This is a genomic window from Pseudomonas sp. TE6283 (assembly GCF_054060555.1).
Window position 1 is genome coordinate 101,531 of sequence record NZ_JBSSDH010000009.1, and the last position, 19,319, is coordinate 120,849.

20 protein-coding genes are annotated in these 19,319 nt (G+C 65.2%); 10 read left to right on the forward strand and 10 right to left on the reverse strand.

All coding sequences use genetic code 11. The features are described from left to right. The first annotated feature begins 243 nt into the window (after positions 1 to 243). From ACVWZ5_RS14490 to ACVWZ5_RS14500, 3 genes are all read left to right on the forward strand, one after another. A complete protein-coding gene (locus ACVWZ5_RS14490; protein ID WP_028689199.1) occupies positions 244 to 723 on the forward strand; it encodes a glycine zipper domain-containing protein in 480 nt (159 codons plus the stop codon). A 209-nt stretch (positions 724 to 932) separates the two neighbouring features. After that, a complete protein-coding gene (locus ACVWZ5_RS14495; RefSeq protein WP_062575530.1) occupies positions 933 to 1,742 on the forward strand; it encodes a CheR family methyltransferase in 810 nt (269 codons plus the stop codon). Positions 1,743 to 1,860: 118 nt separating this feature from the next. Next, positions 1,861 to 2,517 carry a LuxR C-terminal-related transcriptional regulator gene (locus ACVWZ5_RS14500; RefSeq protein ID WP_050703335.1) on the forward strand — a complete coding sequence of 219 codons (657 nt, stop codon included), beginning with the start codon at positions 1,861 to 1,863 and terminating at the stop codon, positions 2,515 to 2,517. Here the strand turns inward: ACVWZ5_RS14500 and ACVWZ5_RS14505 are convergent. The 3 genes from ACVWZ5_RS14505 to hslO form a co-directional block, all read right to left on the reverse strand. Then, positions 2,507 to 2,941, reverse strand: a complete 435-nt coding sequence (locus ACVWZ5_RS14505; protein WP_062575531.1) for an acyl-CoA thioesterase — start codon at positions 2,939 to 2,941, stop codon at positions 2,507 to 2,509. The genes ACVWZ5_RS14500 and ACVWZ5_RS14505 overlap by 11 nt on opposite strands. A gap of 216 nt (positions 2,942 to 3,157) precedes the next feature. Continuing rightward, positions 3,158 to 4,699, reverse strand: coding sequence for a phosphoenolpyruvate carboxykinase (locus ACVWZ5_RS14510; RefSeq protein ID WP_050703331.1), 1,542 nt, complete (start codon positions 4,697 to 4,699; stop codon positions 3,158 to 3,160). A 179-nt stretch (positions 4,700 to 4,878) separates the two neighbouring features. After that, complete coding sequence (gene hslO / locus ACVWZ5_RS14515) at positions 4,879 to 5,781, reverse strand: Hsp33 family molecular chaperone HslO (RefSeq protein ID WP_062575532.1); 903 nt, start codon at positions 5,779 to 5,781, stop codon at positions 4,879 to 4,881. A gap of 108 nt (positions 5,782 to 5,889) precedes the next feature. Here hslO and ACVWZ5_RS14520 point away from each other — a divergent pair, with 108 nt between their 5' ends. Beyond that, positions 5,890 to 6,690, forward strand: a complete 801-nt coding sequence (locus ACVWZ5_RS14520) for a phosphatase PAP2 family protein (RefSeq protein ID WP_084942095.1) — start codon at positions 5,890 to 5,892, stop codon at positions 6,688 to 6,690. Between the two features lie 30 nt (positions 6,691 to 6,720). Here ACVWZ5_RS14520 and ACVWZ5_RS14525 read toward each other — a convergent pair whose 3' ends face one another. Next, entirely contained in the window at positions 6,721 to 7,122 is a 402-nt protein-coding gene (locus ACVWZ5_RS14525; protein WP_062575534.1) for an RNA-binding S4 domain-containing protein, read from the reverse strand. A 109-nt stretch (positions 7,123 to 7,231) separates the two neighbouring features. Here ACVWZ5_RS14525 and rimB point away from each other — a divergent pair, with 109 nt between their 5' ends. Beyond that, positions 7,232 to 7,714, forward strand: coding sequence for a retropepsin-like aspartic endopeptidase RimB (gene rimB, locus ACVWZ5_RS14530; protein ID WP_028689207.1), 483 nt, complete (start codon positions 7,232 to 7,234; stop codon positions 7,712 to 7,714). After that, complete coding sequence (gene rimK, locus ACVWZ5_RS14535; protein ID WP_084942096.1) at positions 7,711 to 8,616, forward strand: 30S ribosomal protein S6--L-glutamate ligase; 906 nt, start codon at positions 7,711 to 7,713, stop codon at positions 8,614 to 8,616. The genes rimB and rimK overlap by 4 nt, the downstream gene beginning before the upstream one ends. Positions 8,617 to 8,660: 44 nt before the next feature. Here rimK and ACVWZ5_RS14540 read toward each other — a convergent pair whose 3' ends face one another. Both ACVWZ5_RS14540 and ompR read right to left on the reverse strand, forming a co-directional pair. Continuing rightward, the gene (locus tag ACVWZ5_RS14540; protein ID WP_062575537.1) at positions 8,661 to 9,974 is read right to left on the reverse strand and encodes an ATP-binding protein; all 1,314 of its coding nucleotides are present in this window, start codon (positions 9,972 to 9,974) and stop codon (positions 8,661 to 8,663) included. Between the two features lie 94 nt (positions 9,975 to 10,068). Beyond that, the gene (ompR, locus tag ACVWZ5_RS14545; protein ID WP_343580494.1) at positions 10,069 to 10,809 is read right to left on the reverse strand and encodes an osmolarity response regulator transcription factor OmpR; all 741 of its coding nucleotides are present in this window, start codon (positions 10,807 to 10,809) and stop codon (positions 10,069 to 10,071) included. Positions 10,810 to 11,038: 229 nt separating this feature from the next. Here ompR and ACVWZ5_RS14550 point away from each other — a divergent pair, with 229 nt between their 5' ends. The 4 genes from ACVWZ5_RS14550 to ACVWZ5_RS14565 all read left to right on the forward strand — a co-directional run bounded on the left by ACVWZ5_RS14550 (position 11,039) and on the right by ACVWZ5_RS14565 (position 16,147). Then, on the forward strand, positions 11,039 to 13,363 hold the full coding sequence (locus ACVWZ5_RS14550; RefSeq protein ID WP_062575539.1) for a Tex family protein: 2,325 nt from the start codon (positions 11,039 to 11,041) through the stop codon (positions 13,361 to 13,363). Further along, on the forward strand, positions 13,363 to 13,746 hold the full coding sequence (locus tag ACVWZ5_RS14555; protein ID WP_343580492.1) for a PaaI family thioesterase: 384 nt from the start codon (positions 13,363 to 13,365) through the stop codon (positions 13,744 to 13,746). The genes ACVWZ5_RS14550 and ACVWZ5_RS14555 overlap by 1 nt, the downstream gene beginning before the upstream one ends. A 197-nt stretch (positions 13,747 to 13,943) precedes the next feature. Continuing rightward, complete coding sequence (gene gshA, locus ACVWZ5_RS14560; RefSeq protein WP_167388402.1) at positions 13,944 to 15,521, forward strand: glutamate--cysteine ligase; 1,578 nt, start codon at positions 13,944 to 13,946, stop codon at positions 15,519 to 15,521. Beyond that, positions 15,521 to 16,147: a TetR/AcrR family transcriptional regulator gene (locus tag ACVWZ5_RS14565; RefSeq protein ID WP_062575542.1), complete on the forward strand. Its 627-nt coding sequence runs from the start codon at positions 15,521 to 15,523 to the stop codon at positions 16,145 to 16,147. Before gshA ends, ACVWZ5_RS14565 begins: the two co-directional genes overlap by 1 nt. A 147-nt stretch (positions 16,148 to 16,294) precedes the next feature. Here the strand turns inward: ACVWZ5_RS14565 and ACVWZ5_RS14570 are convergent, their stop codons facing one another. From ACVWZ5_RS14570 to ssuD, 4 genes are read right to left on the reverse strand one after another with little or no spacing between them, the layout of a single operon-like run. Further along, complete coding sequence (locus ACVWZ5_RS14570) at positions 16,295 to 16,510, reverse strand: TOBE domain-containing protein (protein WP_008095172.1); 216 nt, start codon at positions 16,508 to 16,510, stop codon at positions 16,295 to 16,297. 29 nt (positions 16,511 to 16,539) lie between these two features. Further along, positions 16,540 to 17,352 (reverse strand): aliphatic sulfonates ABC transporter ATP-binding protein, encoded by an 813-nt coding sequence (gene ssuB / locus ACVWZ5_RS14575; RefSeq protein WP_343580637.1) that lies wholly within the window; start codon positions 17,350 to 17,352, stop codon positions 16,540 to 16,542. Beyond that, complete coding sequence (ssuC, locus tag ACVWZ5_RS14580) at positions 17,352 to 18,149, reverse strand: aliphatic sulfonate ABC transporter permease SsuC (protein WP_096049123.1); 798 nt, start codon at positions 18,147 to 18,149, stop codon at positions 17,352 to 17,354. Before ssuC ends, ssuB begins: the two co-directional genes overlap by 1 nt. 11 nt (positions 18,150 to 18,160) lie before the next feature. After that, positions 18,161 to 19,309 (reverse strand): FMNH2-dependent alkanesulfonate monooxygenase, encoded by a 1,149-nt coding sequence (ssuD, locus tag ACVWZ5_RS14585; protein ID WP_084942097.1) that lies wholly within the window; start codon positions 19,307 to 19,309, stop codon positions 18,161 to 18,163. Positions 19,310 to 19,319: the final 10 nt, after the last annotated feature.

A 19,319-nucleotide genomic window follows, 5' to 3' on the forward strand; every position in this document is an offset into this window, starting at 1 on the left:
GACACAAGGCCGCTCCTAGGGGGCAAGCGCAGATCCCGAGCACCTGCCCACAAAAAAGCCCTGTTCCGCAATGGTTCAGGGCTTCGTCATAAATAGCTCAGACAGCCGAAATTCGCAAAAGTTTCATACACAATTCAATAACTTAGAGAATTGTGTACAACTCGTGCTACTCGTCGGATTCCGATTGCCAGCCGCCTCGGCGAGCCTCAAATTCCGCTTCGTCATCCCTCTGAGGCTCTCTTGATGAAGAAGTACTCCTCGATTCTGTTGTTGTCTTTTGGTCTGCTCAGCGGCGTTGCCATGGCAGGCGGCACCACCGAAGCCGGCATTGGCGGCGCATTGGGTGGGGTACTGGGCTCCGTGGTGGGCAACTCCATCGGTGGTAGCACCGGCGGCGCCATCGGTGCCGGCCTGGGCGGCGCGGCCGGCGGTGCGCTGGGCGCCGACAAGCGCCAGCGCGGCGAGGCCGCCATCGGTGGCGCGCTGGGTGCAGCAGGCGGCAACGTGGTGGGTCGCTCCATGGGCGGCACCACCGGCAGCTACATCGGCGCGGCCGCCGGTGGTGGCGCCGGTGGCGCACTGGGCAACTACATGGGCAACAAGGCCGACGAAGACGAACGCCACGAGCGTCGCTACCGTCGCGACTACGACGATCGCCGCTACTACGATCGTGGCCACCACTATGGCCATCGCAAGCACAAGCGCCACTGGCGCCACGACTGATCGCCAGGCTTACGCCTGAAACCTAAGGCCCTGCCCTCATCGGCAGGGCCTTTTCGTTTGCATACCCGCCAGAGGATTAGGGGCTGCCCCGATATGGAGGCCACTAGCCACTAGTTATCATCGCCGTTTCGATCAAGCACAGGACGCAGGGAATGCGCACGATCATTACCGCCCCCATCTGTCTGCCACGGGCCAGGAGAGGCTGAAGGATGCCAGGCCGCCGCCCGCCACTGCTCGGCGAAGCCAGCTTTGCGTCGATTCGCCAACGGGTCGTGCAGGCCACCGGGGTGCAACTGGCCGACGACCGCCGTGCCTTGGTCGCGGCGCGCCTGCACAAACGCCTGAAGACCCTGGGTCTGGCGGATTTCGAGCGTTACCTCGCCTTGCTCGACAGTCCCCAAGGCGCAGACGAACATGAGCACCTGCTGCGCCTGCTGGTCGCCCGTGACAGCTACTTCTTTCGCGAGCATCGCCACTTCGAATGCCTGGCCCGCTGGCTGGCCGAACTCGACCACCCGGCACGCCTGTGGAGTGCCGCCTGCGCCACCGGGGAAGAAGCCTGGAGCCTGGCCATGGTCGCCGCCGAAAACGCCCGCCATCCCGACTGGCAGGTGCTGGCGAGCGACTTCGACTCGCAACTGCTGGAAACCGCCTCTGCCGGCATCTACGACATCGCCCAGGCACGCTACTTCCCCGAAGGCTGGCTGGCCCGCCACTGCCTGTGCGGGGTCGGCGAGATGGCAGGGCGACTGCGTGTCTCGGCAGCCCTGCGCGAGCAGGTGCGTTTCGAAGCGCTCAACCTGATCCGGCCCCTGCCCGAACAGCTCGGCAGCTTCGACGTCATCCTGTTGCGCAACCTGTTGTCGAACCTGGCGCCACGGTACAAGAACGAGGTACTCCAGCGCCTTTTGGCACACCTGCGCCCCGGTGGCCTGATGATCATCGGTCACAGCGAGAGCGTCCACGCCCTGGGCCTGCCCCTGCGTCCACTACTGCCGTCGGTGTTCGAACGCCTATGATAAGAGGCACTGCCGCGCCCATCGGCAGACAAGGACTGATCGCGCAACCGCGCGGCAGTGCGCTTTCGGATCGAGCAGGCCTGCCGCCCCCCTTCCCTTGCGAAACAGGCCCTTATCCATGCCCTGCCGAATCCTGCTTGCCGATCACTCGCCGCTCTTCCGCGCCGGCCTGCGTGCCCTGCTTGAACAGAAGAAAGATTTCGTCGTGGTGGGCGACACCGGCGATGCCATGACGGCGGTGAGCCTCGCGGAAAAACTCAAGCCGGACATCGTGGTGCTCGACATGAGCGGCGAGCTGGACAGCCAGCAGGCCCTGCAGGAGCTGTTCATCCGCGCGCCTGCCAGCCGGGTGCTGATGTTTTCGCCACGCTCGGAGCTCGAGCATGTGATGAGCTGCCTGCAACTGGGCGCCCATGGCTTCCTGCTCAAGAACGCCACGGTGAGCGAGCTGGAACAAGCCCTGCAGACCCTGCGTGGCGGCGGCCAGTACCTGTCGTCGGCGGTGCTGCCAATGGTCATCGGCCAGGCCCTGAAACACAGCCGCAAGCGCGTCGTCAGCCAGGTGCAGACACCGCCGCTGACCAACCGCCAGCTGGAGATCCTGCGCCTGATCGCCCGTGGCGAGACCACCCGCTCCATCGCCGACGGCCTGGGCCTGAGCATCAAGACCGTCGAGGCCCATCGCTCGCAGATCATGCACCGCCTGCAGATCCACGACGTGCCCGGCCTGGTGCTGTTCGCCGTGCGCGAGGGGATCATTCGCCTCAACGATTGAGCGACAGCCCGGCGAGGACCAGCTGCAGCGTCTCCGGCAACGCCACCGGACGGCCCGAGGCCCGCTCGACGAATACCTGCACCACGCTCCCCGCCGCGCAGGCTTCGGTCTCGCCCGGGCGGAACAGCGCCAGGCGGAACTCCACGGTGCTGCCTGCCAGGCGCATCACCCCCAGGCCCACCTCGAGCACGTCGGGAAAGCCCGGCAAGGCGAAGAAGTCCGCCGCCGAACTCACGACGAAGCCGGCCAGCTCACCGTCGCGCAGGTCCAGTTCGGCCTGTTCGACCAGGAAAGCCTGGATGGCGGTTTCGAAGAAGGCATGCACGGTGGCGCCGGCGAGATGACCGTTGTGGTCGTTGTCCTGCGGACGGGTGAGGATGGGGTGGAAATGGGAGAAGGCGGAGCGTTGGGGGGATTCGGTCATGAGGCATCTGCTTTCTGGTGGGGGCCTTGCAAGTGAAACAGATTCTGACCGTGCTGTATTGGTGCAGCAATCCGACAAACCCTCAGTAATGGTGCGTAAATCCTTTAGGTTCCGGTCTTCCCTGCGATGGCGTCAGTAGACACAGCACCAAGATCAGCCGTTCAGATACCAAAAAGCCGCCCCGAAGGGCGGCTTTTCTTCCGAACAGGCTGCAGCTTACAGCTGCGGACCAGCGGCCTTGATGGCGTCGGAAACGTCGAACTTCTTGAAGTTCTCGGTGAACAGCGTGGCCAGGCCCTTGGCGGCTTCGTCGTAGGCAGCCTTGTCAGCCCAGGTGTTGCGCGGGTTGAGCAGCTCGGTCTCGACGCCTGGAACAGCCTTCGGCACGTCCAGGTTGATGATGTCCAGGTGCTCGGTCTCGGCACCGACCAGGGCGCCGCTCTGGATGGCGGCGATCACGCCACGGGTGGTCGGGATGCTGAAGCGCTTGCCGACGCCGTAGCCACCACCGGTCCAGCCGGTGTTGACCAGGTAGACCTTCGAACCGAACGCCTTGATGCGCTTGATCAGCAGTTCGGCGTATACACCGGCCGGACGCGGGAAGAACGGTGCGCCGAAGCAGGTGGAGAAGGTCGACTTGATGCCGCCGCCCGAACCCATTTCGGTGGAACCGACCAGCGCGGTGTAGCCGGACAGGAAGTGGTAGGCCGCCTGCTCGTTGTTCAGGATCGACACCGGAGGCAGTACGCCGGTCAGGTCGCAGGTCAGGAAGATGACCGCGTTCGGCTCGCCGCCCAGGTTCTCTGCCGAGACCTTCTCGACGTGCGCCAGCGGGTAGGCGGCACGGCTGTTCTGGGTCAGGCTCACATCGGCGTAGTCGGCGTGCTTGTTGGCGTCGATCACGACGTTTTCCAGTACCGCGCCGTGCTTGATGGCTTTCCAGATGACCGGCTCGTTCTTCTCGGAGAGGTCGATGCACTTGGCATAGCAACCACCTTCGATGTTGAACACCACGCCCTCGCCCCAGCCGTGCTCGTCGTCACCGATCAGGTAACGGCTTTCGTCGGCCGACAGGGTGGTCTTGCCGGTGCCGGACAGACCGAAGAACAGGGTGACGTCACCCGCTTCGCCGATGTTGGCGGCGCAGTGCATCGGCAGCACGTCGGCGGCCGGCAGCAGGAAGTTCTGCACCGAGAACATGGCCTTCTTCATTTCACCGGCGTAACGCATGCCGGCGATCAGCACCTTCTTCTGGGCGAAGTTGATGATCACGCAGCCATCGGAGTTGGTGCCGTCACGCTCAGGCACGCACTCGAAGTTGGCGACGTTGAGGATCTGCCATTCGCCACGGCCAGCCGGGTTGTACTGCTCGGGGTTGATGAACAGGCAACGGCCGAACAGGTTCTGCCAGGCGGTCTGGGTGGTCATCTTGACCGGCAGGTAGTGCTCGGCCGCAGCGCCTACGTGAACGTAGGAAACGAAGTGATCCTGGGCGTTGTTGAACGCCTCGACGCGGTCCCACAGGGCATCGAACTTGTCGGCCGGGAACTTGCGGTTGATCGGGCCCCAGCCAATCTGGTCCTGGGTGGAAGGTTCTTCGACGATGAAACGGTCAGCCGGCGAACGGCCGGTGCGGTGACCGGTTTCCACCACCAGCGCGCCAGTATCGGCCAGCACGCCTTCACCGCGGGACAGCGCTTCTTTTACCAGCTCATCGACGCTCAGGTCGGTGTACACGGTGTTGTTGGCTTGCGTCATGAGATACCCCATCCGGCCCGAGGCCGAGTGCTCCAAACGTTTTGTAGTCGTCTCGAAAAAACTACTACAGCGAAAAAAGTGGCCGGATTATGCCAGAAACGCCCAAAAAAAGTAGGCCCCTCCTGTCAGAACTGCGTTTTTGCGCAATTCGACAGGAGATTATCCTGTAGTGAAACGTTTCAGTGCTGAGTTTCTGATGGGGCCTCGGTGCCGCCACCGGCAAACAATTGCGCCACATCGCTTGCATCGAAGAGATAGCGTTCGTTGCAGAACTGGCAATCGATCTCGACCCGGCCGCCGCATTCGGCCACCAGCGCCTTGGCATCCTGCTCGCCGAGGCTGACCAGGGCGTTGCCGGAACGCTCGCGCGAGCAACTGCAACGGAAGCGTAGCGGCTGGATATCGAACAGGCGAACCGCGTCCTCGTGGTACAGGCGGTGCAGCACGGTTTCGTTGTCCAGGCCGAGCAGTTCCTCGACCTTCACGGTGTTGGCCAGGGCCTTTACATGGGCCCAGCTTTCCTCGCGCTCCTCGCTGTCCTTGTGGATCTCGGCCGGCAGCTGCTGCACCAGCAGGCCACGGGCGCGGGCGCCATCGGCGGCCAGGGAGATGCAGGTGTTCACTTGCTGCGACATGACGAAGTAATTGGTGAAGCACTCCGACAGGTCCTTGCCGTCCAGCTCGACAGTGCCCTGGTAACGCTGGCCGTTGACCGGAATGATGGTCAACACCAGGTGACCGTCCGGCATCAGGTCGGCAAGGCCGGCATCCGCCTTGATCTGATCGGCCTCGTAGCGCGCCAGGCCACGGATGTCGTGCTCGCTGGTGTACTCGATGGCCAGCAGCGGCACCGGGCCCTGGGACTGCGCCTGGAGTACCAGCAACCCGTCGAACTTCAGGGTGCCGACCAACAGCGCGGCAGCCGCCATCAGTTCACCGAGCAGATGCTTTACCGGCTGCGGGTAGTCGTGCTTGGCCAACACCTCGGCGTAGCTGCGTTCCAGCGCGACCATCTCGCCGCGCACATCGCGGTCGTCGAACAGGAAGCGTTGGGTGAAATCGGTATCTGGCAAGTCGCTCATGGTTGTCTGGCTTTCTAAAAATGATTACAAAATAATTACAGGAGACTGAAAGGTCCGTCGCAGAGCGCTCAGAAAGCACTCATAACCCGCTGGATATCGAGGTATTTTATGGATAATCGACCACTGTTCCAAGCAAGGTGGTCTTGGGGACCGTTGGCAGCCTGCACCCTGTTGCCCATCGCACTACTGTGTTTCTGGTTGTGGCCCGTTGGCCAGATCCTGTGCCTGACTTTCGACGAGTGGCTGTTCCACAGCCTCAATGCGCCACTGGCCGACAACCTGATCTGGCGGTCGATCTGGGCGGTCGGCAGCCTACGCCCGTTCGACATCCTGGTCGGGCTGATCATGTTGTCGCTGCTGATTCGCGGTGACTGGGTATTCAAGGCCACCCAGGTGCGCCAGGCGTTTTTCGGCTTCCTGGTCACCCTACTCCTCTTAGTGGTGATTCGCGCGCTGTTTTCCAAGTGGGTCAGCGCAATGGGCTGGCAACACAACAGCCCATCGATGGTGTTCGACAACGCCGTGCACCTGAGCGACTTCTACCCGCACCTGGAAGCGAAGTGGGAATTGAAGGACCGCTCCAGCCAGAGCTTCCCGGGTGACCACGCCTCGGTGCTGCTGATCTGGGCGCTGTTCATGAGCCTGTTCAGCCGCCGCCTGGCGCAGCACCTGGTGATCTGGGCGCTGGCCTTGCTGTTCATGCTGCCGCGCCTGGTGGCCGGCGCCCATTGGGGGCAGGACGACTACATCGGCGGTTTGTTGATGGCGGTCCTGGCGCTGGGCTGGAGCTGCCACACGCCCCTGGCGGCCACGGCCAGCGCGGCGCTGGTGCGGTGGACGTCGCCACTGTTCGGTTGGCTCGGCAAGCTGCCGCTGGTCGGACGGATGAGCGTGGTTCGCGCAGCCTGATTGATCACAGGGGCCGCTTTGCGGTCCCTGTCATTCGAAGCTGCCATGCAGTTGATGAATCTGCCGCCGCTGCTTCTTGTTCGGTCGCCCGTCGGTGGTCATGCCCAGGGCGCCAGCCTTGCGCATCTCAGCCGCCTGCTCACGGCGCTTCACGCTTTCAGCCGTCTCCTCGTAGAGCAGTTGCGCCTCCGGTGCCCCGCGCCGCACCACCGACAGCGCCTTGACCACCACGGTGCGCTCGTCGAAACCGGTGCGCAGCAGGAACTCGTCGCCCACCCGTGGCTCCTTGCCTGGCTTGCAGCGCTCGCCCCGGCAGTGCACCTTGCCGCTTTCGATCGCCGCCTTGGCCAGGGCGCGGGTCTTATAGAAGCGCGCCGCCCACAACCATTTGTCCAGGCGAACCTTGTCATCGTCTTCAGGCTTTTGTGCCATGGTTTTTCCTCGAATTCTGTCTTTCACGGAACTGTACTACCGTGACTGACGGATGCAAAAAATCCGTGCCGTCATTACAGTTCACCTCCATATCCCCAGGGCACGCTTCGTGAAGACATTTGACCACCTGACTGTGATCGGCCTGCGCGAGTGGGTCGCCCTGCCCGAGCTCGGCGTCGCCGGCCTGCGCGCCAAGATCGACACCGGCGCCAGCACCTCCAGCCTGCACGCCACCGAGGTCGAACCGTTCGAGCGCGATGGCCAGCCATGGGTGCGCTTCACCGCGCACCTGGGCTCGGTGGTGCAGTTGCGCCACCGGCGTTGCGAGGCGCCACTGGTGACCATGAAGACCATCAAGAGCTCCAACGGCCAGGCCCAGATCCGCTACGTGATCCGTACGGCCCTTGCGCTCGGCGACCGGGTCTGGGAAGTCGAGTTCACCCTGGCCTGCCGCAAGAGCATGCGCTATCGGCTGCTGCTCGGCTCGAAGGCGCTCATCCATGGCCAGTTGGTGGTCAACCCAGGCCTGAAGTACGTCCAGGACAAACCGGCCTTCCCGGCCACCCTTTCCCCTGTCACAGGTGCTGCATGAAGATCGCTGTGCTGTCGCGCAATCCGCGTCTGTATTCCACCCGCCGCCTGGTCGAGGCCGGTACCCAGCGGGGCCACGAAGTGGTGGTGATCGACACGCTCCGGGCCTATATGAACATCGCCAGCCACAAGCCGCAGATCCACTATCGCGGCAAGCCGCTGGAGGGGTTCGATGCGGTGATCCCGCGCATTGGCGCATCGGTCACCTTCTATGGCTGCGCGGTGCTGCGCCAGTTCGAGATGATGGGCGTGTACCCGCTCAACGAGTCGGTGGCCATCGCCCGCTCCCGCGACAAGCTGCGCTCGCTGCAGCTGCTGTCTCGGCGCGGTATCGGCCTGCCGATCACCGGTTTCGCCCACTCGCCGGACGACATCCCCGACCTGATCCAGATGGTCAACGGCGCGCCGCTGGTGATCAAGGTGCTCGAAGGCACCCAGGGCATCGGCGTGGTGCTGTGCGAGACCACCAAGGCCGCCGAGTCGGTGATCGAGGCGTTCATGGGCCTGAAGCAGAACATTATGGTCCAGGAATACATCAAGGAGGCCGGGGGCGCCGATATCCGTTGCTTCGTGGTGGGCGACAAGGTGATCGCCTCGATGAAGCGCCAGGCCAAGCCGGGCGAATTTCGCTCAAACCTGCACCGCGGTGGCGTGGCCAGCCTGATCAAGATCACCCCCGAAGAGCGCATGACCGCGATTCGCGCGGCGAAGGTCATGGGCCTGAGCGTGGCGGGCGTGGATATCCTGCGTTCCAATCACGGGCCGCTGGTGATGGAGGTGAACTCATCGCCGGGGCTGGAGGGTATCGAGGTGACGACCGGCAAGGACGTGGCCGGGATGATCATCGAGCACCTTGAGAAGAACGGCGGGCCGAATCAGACGCGGACCAAAGGCAAGGGCTGAGAGCGGCCGGATGTCGCGAAAGGGCCGCAAAGCGGCCCCGGAAGTCACACGGCGTTACGCGGCAGCAACAACCCCAACGGCAACCTCACCCGTGCTTCAATGCCACCGCCAGAGCGGTTGCGCAATTCCACATTGCCGCCATGCTGCGCGGCGATACGCTTGACGATCGCCAGTCCAAGGCCGGTGCCCTTGCCGCCCCGCGCCCGGTCGCCACGGATGAACGGGTTGAAGATAGTCTCCAGTTCCGACTCATCGATACCCGCGCCACGGTCCAGCACGCTGAGCACCACATATGGCGCGCTCTGGTCGCCCGACACATAGGCCGCCACCTCGACGCCCTTGCCAGCGTGATGCAGGGCGTTGCCGATCAGGTTGCCCAGCATGCGCTTGAGCGATACCCGACGCAGCGGGAACGGCGGGATCGGCTCCAGGCACAGCCGCACCTGCTCCTTGTGCTGGTTGTAGGGCGCCACCACTTCGTAGATCAGGTCGTTGAGGTCGACCTCCTCCACCGGTTCGTCGCGCCCGTCCCGAATGAACGCCAGGAACTGGTCGAGGATCGCGTCCATGTCCTCGATGTCGCGGACCATGTCCTCGCTGAGGTCGCTGTCGTTGCCTATCAGCGACAGCGAAAGGCGCAACCGGGTCAGCGGCGTGCGCAGGTCATGGGACACCCCGGCCAGCATCAGCTCGCGCTCACGCCCGGCCTGCTCGACATCCTCGGCCATCTGGTTGAACGCGCGGTACACCTCGGTCATCTCGCTCGGGGTGTCGCTGATCGGCAGGCGCACGCTGCGCCCCTGGCCCAGCTGGCGGGCGGCGAACACCAGGCGCTTGAGCGGCTGGTTGAGCTGACGCACGAAGATCCAGGCCGATGCCGTGGACAACAGGCCGATAGCCAGGAACCAACCGAGCACGTTCCAGATCTTCTGCCCACGCAGCGGGTGCGGATACAGCGGCACCTTGAGCCAGCCCGGGCCCAGGCTCGGGGCATTGACCCACAGGGCGGGCGGCGCGTGGATGCGCAGGCGCACCTCGGTGTCATCACCCAGTTCGGCCTGCATCTGGCGCTGGTAGATCTCGCTGTAGGGCCAGTGCTGCTCGCCCTCCGGCACGCCGGCGCCGGTCACGCGGATCAGGCCGGCCGCCTCGGCGATCTGCTCACGGCTCTCTTCATCCGCGGCCCAGTAGGCGCGCAGCGTCAGGGCCACGCCGTGGCTGTACTGGCGGTCGACCAGCACGTCTTCGTTCATCAGCAGGTACACGAGCGTCAGTGCCTTGGAGAACAACACGACGATCAGCACCAGCCAGAGGGTGCGGGCGAAGAAGCTTTGCGGGAACCAGAGAGGGGTTTTCATCGATCAACTACTGTGCTGAAAGGGCCGGCCGTCACAGACGAAAACAGGGCGACCCGCATGGGTCGCCCTGCTGCACCCTGACCAGCCGACAGGCTCATTTGCCGGCGTTTCCGTCCGGCACGAAGACGTAGCCCACACCCCATACGGTCTGGATGTAGCGTGGTTTGGACGGGTCGGGCTCGATCATCCGGCGCAGGCGCGAGATCTGCACATCGATGGAGCGCTCCAGGGCGTCCCACTCGCGACCGCGGGCCAGGTTCATCAGCTTGTCGCGGGTCAGCGGCTCGCGGGCATGCATGACCAGGGCCTTGAGCACGGCGAACTCACCGGTGGTGAGCATGTGCGTTTCCTCGCCGCGCTTGAGTTCGCGGGTGGCCAGCGACAACTCGTAGTCGCCGAAGGTGACGGTCTCTTCCTCGCTGCCCGGCGCGCCTGGCACGCTCGGGGACTGGCGGCGCAGCACGGCCTTGACCCGGGCCACCAGTTCGTCGGGGTTGAACGGCTTGGCCAGGTAGTCGTCGGCGCCCAGCTCCAGGCCCTTGATGCGGCTGAGCTCATCGCCCTTGGCGGTGAGCATGATGATCGGAATCTGGTTGTTCGACGCGCGCAGGCGCTGGCACGCGGACAGGCCGTCCTCGCCCGGCAGCATCAGGTCGAGGACCACCAGGTTGAACACTTCACGGGCCAGCAGGCGGTCCATCTGTTCGACGTTGGACACGTTGCGGACACGGAAGCCCTTGCTGGTGAAGAAACGGTCCAGCAGGTTGCTCAGGCCCGGGTCGTCGTCGACGATGAGAATCTTTTCGCCTTCTGCGGCGTTTGCGGTGCTGGTCATGAATAACTCCTCTGATATCGCCGCGCATTATGGCGTAGCCACTGCAGCGCGTGCCGTGTGCATTGTTAGCAGATTTTTCCCGGCATGCCACTGTCGCCCCGTCGTCGGCTGGCGCCGCGCCATCACCGCAAGCCCGGCGCGATGGGTATAATGCGCGGCTTTCACCCAGCGCCGCCGGGCCAGATCGCCCACCCGCGGCCTTGCATTCACTATTTGTCAGGTGGTTTTCATGGACAGCATCAACAGCCGTATCGCCGAGGAACTGGGCGTGCGCCCACAGCAGGTCGAAGCGGCCGTGGGCCTGTTGGACGAAGGATCGACCGTGCCCTTCATCGCCCGTTACCGCAAGGAAGTGACCGGCAGCCTGGATGACACCCAACTGCGCCACCTGGAAGAGCGCCTGCGCTACCTGCGCGAGCTCGACGAGCGCCGCGCCAGCATCCTGGCCAGCATCGAGGAGCAGGGCAAGCTGACCCCGGAGCTGGCCCGCGAGATCAAGCTGGCCGACACCAAGACCCGCCTCGAAGACCTGTACCTGCCGTACAAGCAGAAGCGCCGCACCAAGGGCCAGATCGCCCTGGAAGCGGGCCTGGGCGAGCTGGCCGACGGCCTGTTCAACGACCCGCAGCTGAACCCGGAAAGCGAAGCGGCACGTTTCGTCGACGCCGAAAAAGGCGTGGCCGACGTCAAGGCCGCCCTGGAAGGCGCCAAGTACATCCTCATGGAGCGCTTTGCCGAAGATGCCGCCCTGCTCGACAAACTGCGCGGTTTCCTCAAGCAGGAAGCGGTGCTGACCGCCCGTGTGGTCGCCGGCAAGGAAGAGGAAGGCGCCAAGTTCCGCGACTACTTCGCCCACGACGAACTGCTGCGCAGCGCGCCGTCGCACCGCGCCCTGGCGATCTTCCGCGGCCGCAACGAAGGCGTGCTTAGCGTCTCGCTGAAAGTCGGCGAAGAGCTGCCGGGCACCCTGCACCCGTGCGAGCTGATGATCGGCAACCATGTCGGCATCGAAAACCGCAACCGCCCGGCCGACAAATGGCTGGGTGAGGTGGTGCGCTGGACCTGGAAGGTGAAGCTGTACACCCACCTGGAAACCGACCTGTTCGGCGAACTGCGCGACAACGCCGAAGGCGAGGCGATCAACGTCTTCGCCCACAACCTGCACGACCTGCTGCTGGCCGCCCCGGCCGGTCCGCGCGCAACGCTGGGCTTCGACCCGGGCCTGCGCACCGGCTGCAAGATCGCCGTGGTCGATGCCACCGGCAAGCTGCTGGACCACACCACGGTCTACCCGCACGCGCCGAAGAACGACTGGGACCGCACCATTTCCATCATGGCCGCGCTGTGCGCCAAGCACTCGGTCGAGCTGATCGCCATCGGCAACGGCACCGCCAGCCGCGAGAGCGACAAGCTGGTGGCCGAGCTGGTCAAGAAATACCCAGCGTTGAAGATCACCAAGATCATGGTCTCCGAGGCCGGTGCCTCGGTGTACTCGGCTTCCGAACTGGCCGCTCGCGAGTTCCCGGACCTGGACGTGTCGATCCGTGGCGCGGTGTCCATCGCCCGCCGCCTGCAGGATCCACTGGCCGAGCTGGTCAAGATCGACCCGAAATCGATTGGTGTCGGCCAGTACCAGCACGACGTGTCGCAGGTGAAGCTGGCCCGCGGCCTGGACGCCGTGGTCGAGGACTGCGTGAACGCCGTGGGTGTGGACGTCAACACCGCTTCCGTGGCGCTGCTGACGCGCATCTCCGGCCTCAACGCGACCCTCGCGCAGAACATCGTCGCCCACCGCGACGCCAACGGCCCGTTCGCCACCCGCGCCGCGCTGAAGAAGGTCAGCCGCCTGGGCGAGAAGACTTTCGAACAGGCCGCCGGCTTCCTGCGCGTAATGAACGGCGACAACCCGCTGGACGCCTCGGCGGTGCACCCGGAAGCCTACCCGCTGGTGCAGCGCATCGCCGCCGACACCGACCGCGACATTCGCTCGCTGATCGGCGACAGCGGTTTCCTCAAACGCCTGGATCCGAGGAAGTTCACCGACGAGACCTTCGGCCTGCCGACCGTCACCGACATCCTCCAGGAACTCGACAAGCCTGGCCGCGACCCGCGTCCTGAGTTCAAGACCGCCACCTTCCAGGACGGCGTCGAGGACCTCAAGGACCTGGAGCCGGGCATGATCCTCGAAGGCGTGGTGACCAACGTCACCAACTTTGGTGCCTTCGTCGATATCGGCGTGCACCAGGACGGCCTGGTCCACATCTCGGCGCTGTCGGAGAAGTTCGTCAAGGACCCGCGTGAAGCAGTCAAGGCCGGCGACGTGGTCAAGGTCAAGGTCATGGAAGTGGACATCCCGCGCAAGCGCGTCGGCCTGTCCATGCGCATGAGCGACACCCCGGGCGAGAAGGTCGAGGGCAACCGCGGTGGCAACCGTGGCAATGGCGGCAACCGCCAGCAGCAGGCGCCGCGCCAGCGCGAGACCACCGCCGTCGCGCCGGCCAACAACGCCATGGCGTCGCTGTTCGCCAACGCCAAGCAGTTGAAGAAGAAGTGATGGATGTACCGAAGGAGTACGTCGAGAGCGCCTTCAGCCAGCTCCTGGGCTGCCGCCTGCAACATCTGGACACGGGTGTTGCCGAAGTGGCCCTGGCGCTCGAGCCGCACCTGCGCAACCGCGGCCAGAAGCTGCACGGCGGGGCGATCTTCAGCCTGGTGGACATCGCCATGGGCCTGGCCTGCTCGGCCAGCCATGGCTTCGACCAGCAGAGCGTGACCATCGAGTGCAAGATCAACTACATGCGCGCCGTCAGCGAAGGCGAGGTGCTGTGCACCGCCCGGGTGCTGCACGCCGGTCGGCGCACGCTGGTGGTCGACGCCGACGTGCTTCAGGACGACAAGCTGGTGGCCAAGGCCCAGGGAACCTTCGCGGTTCTCTAGCTGACAGGCCCCCATCTGCGGTATTTTCGGCGTAATGCTGTACACCTGATCGCAGGGCAAGCCCGCGATCAGGCGCATACAGGCCAGCGCCGGAACCGCGTAAACCAGGCGACAACGCCAGTTCCTTTCCCAACTACCCTTGTAGACCGTCATCCCTACCCCCATATTGGGGCGACTGACGCGTGAAGGAATCCATCTTGAGCGACCTCCTCAACCGCCGCCTGAGCCTGCTCGGCGACAATATCGACCTGCTCAAGCAGTGCCTGCACGGCATTGAGCGCGAATGCCTGCGCGTGACCAACGACGGTCGCCTGGCCCAGACCCCGCACCCCGAGGCACTGGGTTCGGCGCTGACCAACGAGCAGATCACCACCGACTATTCCGAGTCGCTGCTGGAATTCATCACCCCGGCCCTGGCGGACCCTGCCAAGGTGCTCGAGAGCCTCGACCAGATCCACCGCTTCGTCTACACCAAGCTGGGCGACGAATACCTGTGGAGCCCGTCGATGCCCTGCGCGTTGCCGGCCGAGGAAGACATCCCGATCGCCGAATACGGCAGCTCGAACATCGGCAAGCTCAAGCACGTCTATCGCAAGGGCCTGGCCCTGCGTTACGGCCGCACCATGCAGTGCATCGCCGGCATCCACTACAACTTCTCCCTGCCCGAGGCGCTGTGGCCGTTGCTGCGCGATGCCGAAGGCGGCGAGCAGGACGACCGCGACTACCAGTCCTCGGCCTATATCGCGCTGATCCGCAACTTCCGCCGCTACAGCTGGCTGCTGATGTACCTGTTCGGCGCCTCCCCTGCCCTGGACAAAGGCTTCCTGCGTGGCCGCCCGCACCAACTCGAAGAGCTGGATGCCGAGACCCTCTACCTGCCCTACGCCACCAGCCTGCGCATGAGCGACCTGGGCTACCAGAGCAACGCCCAGGCGGGCCTGACGCCCTGCTACAACAACCTGGCCAGCTACACCGACAGCCTGCGCAAGGCCGTCGGCACGCCCTACCCGCCCTACGTCGAGGTTGGCACCCACAAGGATGGCGAGTGGGTACAGCTGAACACCAACATCCTGCAGATCGAGAACGAGTACTACTCGAACATCCGTCCCAAGCGCGTCACCTACACCGGCGAGCGGCCGATCCAGGCCCTGACCTCCCGCGGCGTGCAGTATGTGGAAGTGCGCTGCCTGGACATCAACCCGTTCCTGCCGGTGGGTATCGACCTGACCGAAGCACGCTTCCTCGACGCCTTCCTGCTGTTCTGCGCCCTGGAAGAAAGCCCTCAGCTGGACAACGGCGAGTGCGGCCAGTGCACCAGCAACTTCCTCACCGTGGTCAAGGAGGGCCGGCGCCCTGGCCTGGAGCTGCGCCGTGACGGCCAGCCGGTCACGCTGAAGGCATGGGCAAGCGAACTGATCGAACGCATCGGCCAGCTGGCCGGGCTGCTCGACCGCGCCCAGGGTGGCAACGCACACGCCAAGGCCCTGGAAGCGCAGCAGGCCAAGGTCGACGACCCCGAGCTGACGCCATCGGCCCAGGTGTTGGCGCGCATGACCGAGCACGACGAGAGCTTCGTCCAGTTCTCCCTGCGCCAGAGCCGGCTGCACGCCGAGAGCTTCCGCGAGCAGCCGCTGCCCGCCGAGCGCCAGCAGGCCTTCGAAACCCTCGCCCGTGAGTCCCTGACCGAGCAGTCGCGCCTGGAGCAGCAGGAGGTGGGTGACTTCGACCTGTTCGTCGGCGCCTACCAGGCCAGTATCCTGGCGATCAGCAACTGATGACCCGCCCCGCCGCCCCGCGCAAGCCCCGCGCCAGCAGCCAGGCCAGGATCGAAGCGATCCTGGCCGCGGCCCGCGAGCTGCTGGCCGGGCAAGGGGTGGCGGCGCTGTCGATCTACAGCGTGGCCGAACGGGCGCAGATTCCGCCGTCGTCGGTGTATCACTTCTTCGCCAGTGTGCCGGCCTTGCTGGAGGCGCTGACTGCCGACGTGCACCGGGCTTTTCGCGAGGCCCTGAGCGCGCCCATCGACAGCGCAGCGTTCAGTACCTGGCCGCAACTGTCGCGGCTGATCGAGCAGCGCATGCTCGACATCTACAAAGACGATGCCGCGGCGCGGCAGCTGATCCTTGCCCAGCATGGGCTGAGCGAAGTGGTGCAGGCCGACCGTCAGCACGACCTGGAGCTGGGCGAGCTGATGCACAGGCTGTTCGACCGGCATTTCCAGCTGCCGGCGATGCCTCGGGATGTGGATGTGTTCGCGTTGGCGATGGAGCTGAGCGACCGGGTGTATGCCCGCTCGATGCAGTTGCATGAAGCGATCACGCCGCGCATGGCGGAAGAGGGGATGCGGGTGTTCGAGGCGTATCTGGGGCTGTATCTGCCGCCCTTTCTGGCCAAGCGCTGATCCTGAGCCCTGCAAGAATCCTGTAGGAGCGGCCTTGCGTCGCGAAAGGGCTGCGCAGCAGCCCCGGCAATTTTGATGGTGGCTCAAAACCTGGGGCCGCTCCGCGCCCCTTTCGCGACGCCGCTCCTACACGGACCATGCAAGACTTCAGAGCTTGGCGATGGACACCTCGGTCGATTTTACGAAGGCGATCACTTCACTGCCCACCTGCAGCTCCAGCTCCTTCACGGAGCGGGTGGTGATCACCGAAGTGACGATACCGGAGGCGGTCTGCACGTCGATTTCCGACAGTACCGGGCCTTCGAGGATTTCCTTCACGGTGCCTTTGAATTGGTTGCGAACGTTGATGGCTTTGATGGTCATGGCGTCATTCCTTTTGCGGCTTCGAGGATTCAGTGGGCCCAACGCAACTGTGTGGGCAAGGGGGCTACAGGTTCCGGATCGGGCGGGGTGCCCGGGGCGGACAGAACACGGTTGAGCACTTCGCTTTCCAGCGCCGCCAGGCGGTGCGAACCCCGCACCCGTGGCCGGGGCAGGTCGACGACCAGGTCCAGGCCGACGGCGCCGTCTTCGATCAGGATCACCCGGTCGGCCACGGCGACGGCTTCGCTGACGTCGTGGGTGACCAGCAGCACGGTGAAACCGTGCTGGCGCCACAGGCGCTCGATCAATTGCTGCATTTCGATGCGGGTCAGGGCATCCAGCGCGCCCAATGGCTCGTCCAGCAGCAGCAGGCGCGGCTGGTGAATGAGCACCCGGGCCAGGGCCACCCGCTGTTTCTGGCCGCCGGACAACGCCGCCGGCCAGTCGTTGGCGCGGTCGACCAGGCCGACCGCCTCCAATGCCTCCAGGGCACGGGGCCGCCAGTTGCCGGACAAGCCCAGGCCCACGTTGTCGATCACCTTCTTCCAGGGCAGCAGGCGCGCGTCCTGGAACATCAGGCGGGTATCCTCGCGGGCCTCGGCCAGCGGCGCGGCCCCCGCCAGCAGCTGGCCGGCGCTGGGTTGGTCGAGCCCGGCCAGCAGGCGCAGCATGGTGCTCTTGCCGCAGCCACTGCGACCGACGATGGCGACGAACTGGCCGGCCGGAATGTGCAGGTCGATGCCGCGCAGCACTTCACGCTGGCCAAAGGTGCGACGCAGATCGCGGGCCGCCAGGGGGATGCCACGCAGCAGGCGTGGCGGCTGTTCCTTGAGCACGGTCATCATGCGCCCTCCTTCTTCGCCAGCTGGTACGCCGGGTGCCAGCGCAGCCACACCCGCTCCAGGCCCCGGGCAGCCAGGTCGGCCAGCTTGCCGAGCACCGCGTACAGGACGATGGCCAGCACCACCACATCGGTCTGCAGGAACTCGCGGGCGTTCATCGCCAGGTAGCCGATGCCGGCGTTGGCCGAGATGGTCTCGGCGACGATCAGCGTCAGCCACATGAAGCCCAGGGCGAAGCGCACGCCGACCAGGATCGAGGGCAGCGCCCCCGGGAGGATCACCTGGCGGAACAGCGCGAAGCCCGACAGCCCGTAGCTGCGCGCCATCTCCACCAGTGCCGGATCGACATTGCGGATCCCGTGGTAGGTGTTCAGGTAGATGGGGAACAACGTCCCCAGCGCCACCAGGAAGATCTTTGCCGACTCGTCGATGCCGAACCACAGGATCACCAGCGGGATCAGCGCCAGGTGCGGCACGTTGCGGATCATCTGCACCGAGCTGTCGAGCAGGCGCTCGCCCCAGTTCGACAAGCCGGTGATGAAGCCCAGCAACAGGCCGAGGCTGCCGCCGATCAAGAAGCCCAGGCCGGCACGCCAGCCGCTGATGGCCAGGTGGGTCCAGATCTGGCCGCTACGCACCAGCTCGACACCGGCACTGACCACCGCGCTCGGCGCCGGCAGGATGCGGGTCGACAGCCAGCCCGCGCTGACCGCCAGCTGCCATACCGCCAGCAGCAGGATCGGCAGGGCCCAGGGCGCCAGGCGTTTGGACCAGGTGGTGGTGGATGCACGACTCATGACCCCGGTCCTCAGCTCTGCGACACGGACTTGGGCAGGATGTCGTTGGCGACCATTTCACCGAACGGGCTCACGTAGCCACCTGTCTTCGGCTGCTCCGGGCGCTGCACGTCCAGGTACGGGAACAGCAGCTCGGCGACCCGGTACGACTCCTCAAGGTGTGGATAACCGGAGAAGATGAAGGTGTCGATGCCAAGATCGGCGTATTCCTTGACCCGCGCGGCGACGGTCGGGCCATCGCCCACCAGCGCGGTGCCGGCACCGCCACGCACCAGGCCGACACCGGCCCACAGGTTCGGCGCCACTTCCAGCTTGTCGCGCTTGCCGCCGTGCAACGCGGCCATGCGCTGCTGGCCGACCGAGTCGAAGCGCGCAAGCGATGCCTGGGCGCGAGCGATGGTGTCGTCGTCCAGGTGCGAGATCAGCTTGTCGGCGGCGGCCCAGGCCTCTTCATTGGTTTCCCGCACGATCACGTGCAGGCGGATGCCAAAGCGCACTTCACGGCCTTGGGCCGCAGCCTTCTCACGCACCTGGGCGATCTTCTCGGCAACGGCCGCCGGCGGCTCGCCCCAGGTCAGGTACAGCTCGACCTGCTCGGCGGCCAGGTCCTGGGCGGCCTCGGAGGAACCACCGAAGTACAGCGGCGGACGCGGTTGCTGGATCGGCGGGTAGAGCAGCTTGGCGCCCTTCACCTGGATATGCTTGCCGTCGTAGTCGACCGTTTCGCCCTCAAGCACCTTGCGCCAGATGCGGGTGAATTCCACCGACGCCTCGTAGCGCTCCTGGTGGTTCAGGTGCAGGCCGTCGCCGGCCAGTTCGTCCGGATCACCGCCGGTCACCAGGTTGAACAGCGCACGGCCGTTGGACAGGCGATCCAGGGTGGCGGCCTGGCGCGCGGCCACGGTAGGCGAAATGATCCCCGGGCGCAGGGCCACCAGGAACTTCAGGCGCTCGGTCAGCGGAATCAGCGAGGCCGCCACCAGCCAGGAGTCCTCGCAGGAACGTCCGGTGGGGATCAGCACGCCGCCGAAGCCCAGGCGGTCGGCGGCCTGGGCGATCTGGCTCAGGTAGCCGTGGTCGACGGCGCGGGCGCCCTCGCTGGTGCCCAGGTACTTGCCGTCACCGTGGGTAGGGAGGAACCAGAAGATGTTAAGGCTCATTGGAGTTGTC

Bases quoted from the DNA above. Each gene is read 5' to 3' on its own strand.
- ssuB (WP_343580637.1), bottom strand. From the start codon at position 17,352: ATGACCGTGCTCAAGGAACAGCCGCCACGCCTGCTGCGTGGCATCCCC.
- ACVWZ5_RS14525 (WP_062575534.1), bottom strand. From the start codon at position 7,122: ATGGCACAAAAGCCTGAAGACGATGACAAGGTTCGCCTGGACAAATGG.
- hslO (WP_062575532.1), bottom strand. From the start codon at position 5,781: ATGAGCGACTTGCCAGATACCGATTTCACCCAACGCTTCCTGTTCGAC.
- ACVWZ5_RS14495 (WP_062575530.1), top strand. From the start codon at position 933: ATGCCAGGCCGCCGCCCGCCACTGCTCGGCGAAGCCAGCTTTGCGTCG.
- ompR (WP_343580494.1), bottom strand. From the start codon at position 10,809: ATGACCAGCACCGCAAACGCCGCAGAAGGCGAAAAGATTCTCATCGTC.
- ACVWZ5_RS14490 (WP_028689199.1), top strand. From the start codon at position 244: ATGAAGAAGTACTCCTCGATTCTGTTGTTGTCTTTTGGTCTGCTCAGC.
- ACVWZ5_RS14570 (WP_008095172.1), bottom strand. From the start codon at position 16,510: ATGACCATCAAAGCCATCAACGTTCGCAACCAATTCAAAGGCACCGTG.
- ACVWZ5_RS14555 (WP_343580492.1), top strand. From the start codon at position 13,363: ATGGATGTACCGAAGGAGTACGTCGAGAGCGCCTTCAGCCAGCTCCTG.
- rimK (WP_084942096.1), top strand. From the start codon at position 7,711: ATGAAGATCGCTGTGCTGTCGCGCAATCCGCGTCTGTATTCCACCCGC.
- ACVWZ5_RS14500 (WP_050703335.1), top strand. From the start codon at position 1,861: ATGCCCTGCCGAATCCTGCTTGCCGATCACTCGCCGCTCTTCCGCGCC.
- ssuC (WP_096049123.1), bottom strand. From the start codon at position 18,149: ATGAGTCGTGCATCCACCACCACCTGGTCCAAACGCCTGGCGCCCTGG.
- ACVWZ5_RS14540 (WP_062575537.1), bottom strand. From the start codon at position 9,974: ATGAAAACCCCTCTCTGGTTCCCGCAAAGCTTCTTCGCCCGCACCCTC.
- ACVWZ5_RS14565 (WP_062575542.1), top strand. From the start codon at position 15,521: ATGACCCGCCCCGCCGCCCCGCGCAAGCCCCGCGCCAGCAGCCAGGCC.
- ACVWZ5_RS14550 (WP_062575539.1), top strand. From the start codon at position 11,039: ATGGACAGCATCAACAGCCGTATCGCCGAGGAACTGGGCGTGCGCCCA.
- ACVWZ5_RS14510 (WP_050703331.1), bottom strand. From the start codon at position 4,699: ATGACGCAAGCCAACAACACCGTGTACACCGACCTGAGCGTCGATGAG.
- ACVWZ5_RS14505 (WP_062575531.1), bottom strand. From the start codon at position 2,941: ATGACCGAATCCCCCCAACGCTCCGCCTTCTCCCATTTCCACCCCATC.
- ACVWZ5_RS14520 (WP_084942095.1), top strand. From the start codon at position 5,890: ATGGATAATCGACCACTGTTCCAAGCAAGGTGGTCTTGGGGACCGTTG.
- ssuD (WP_084942097.1), bottom strand. From the start codon at position 19,309: ATGAGCCTTAACATCTTCTGGTTCCTCCCTACCCACGGTGACGGCAAG.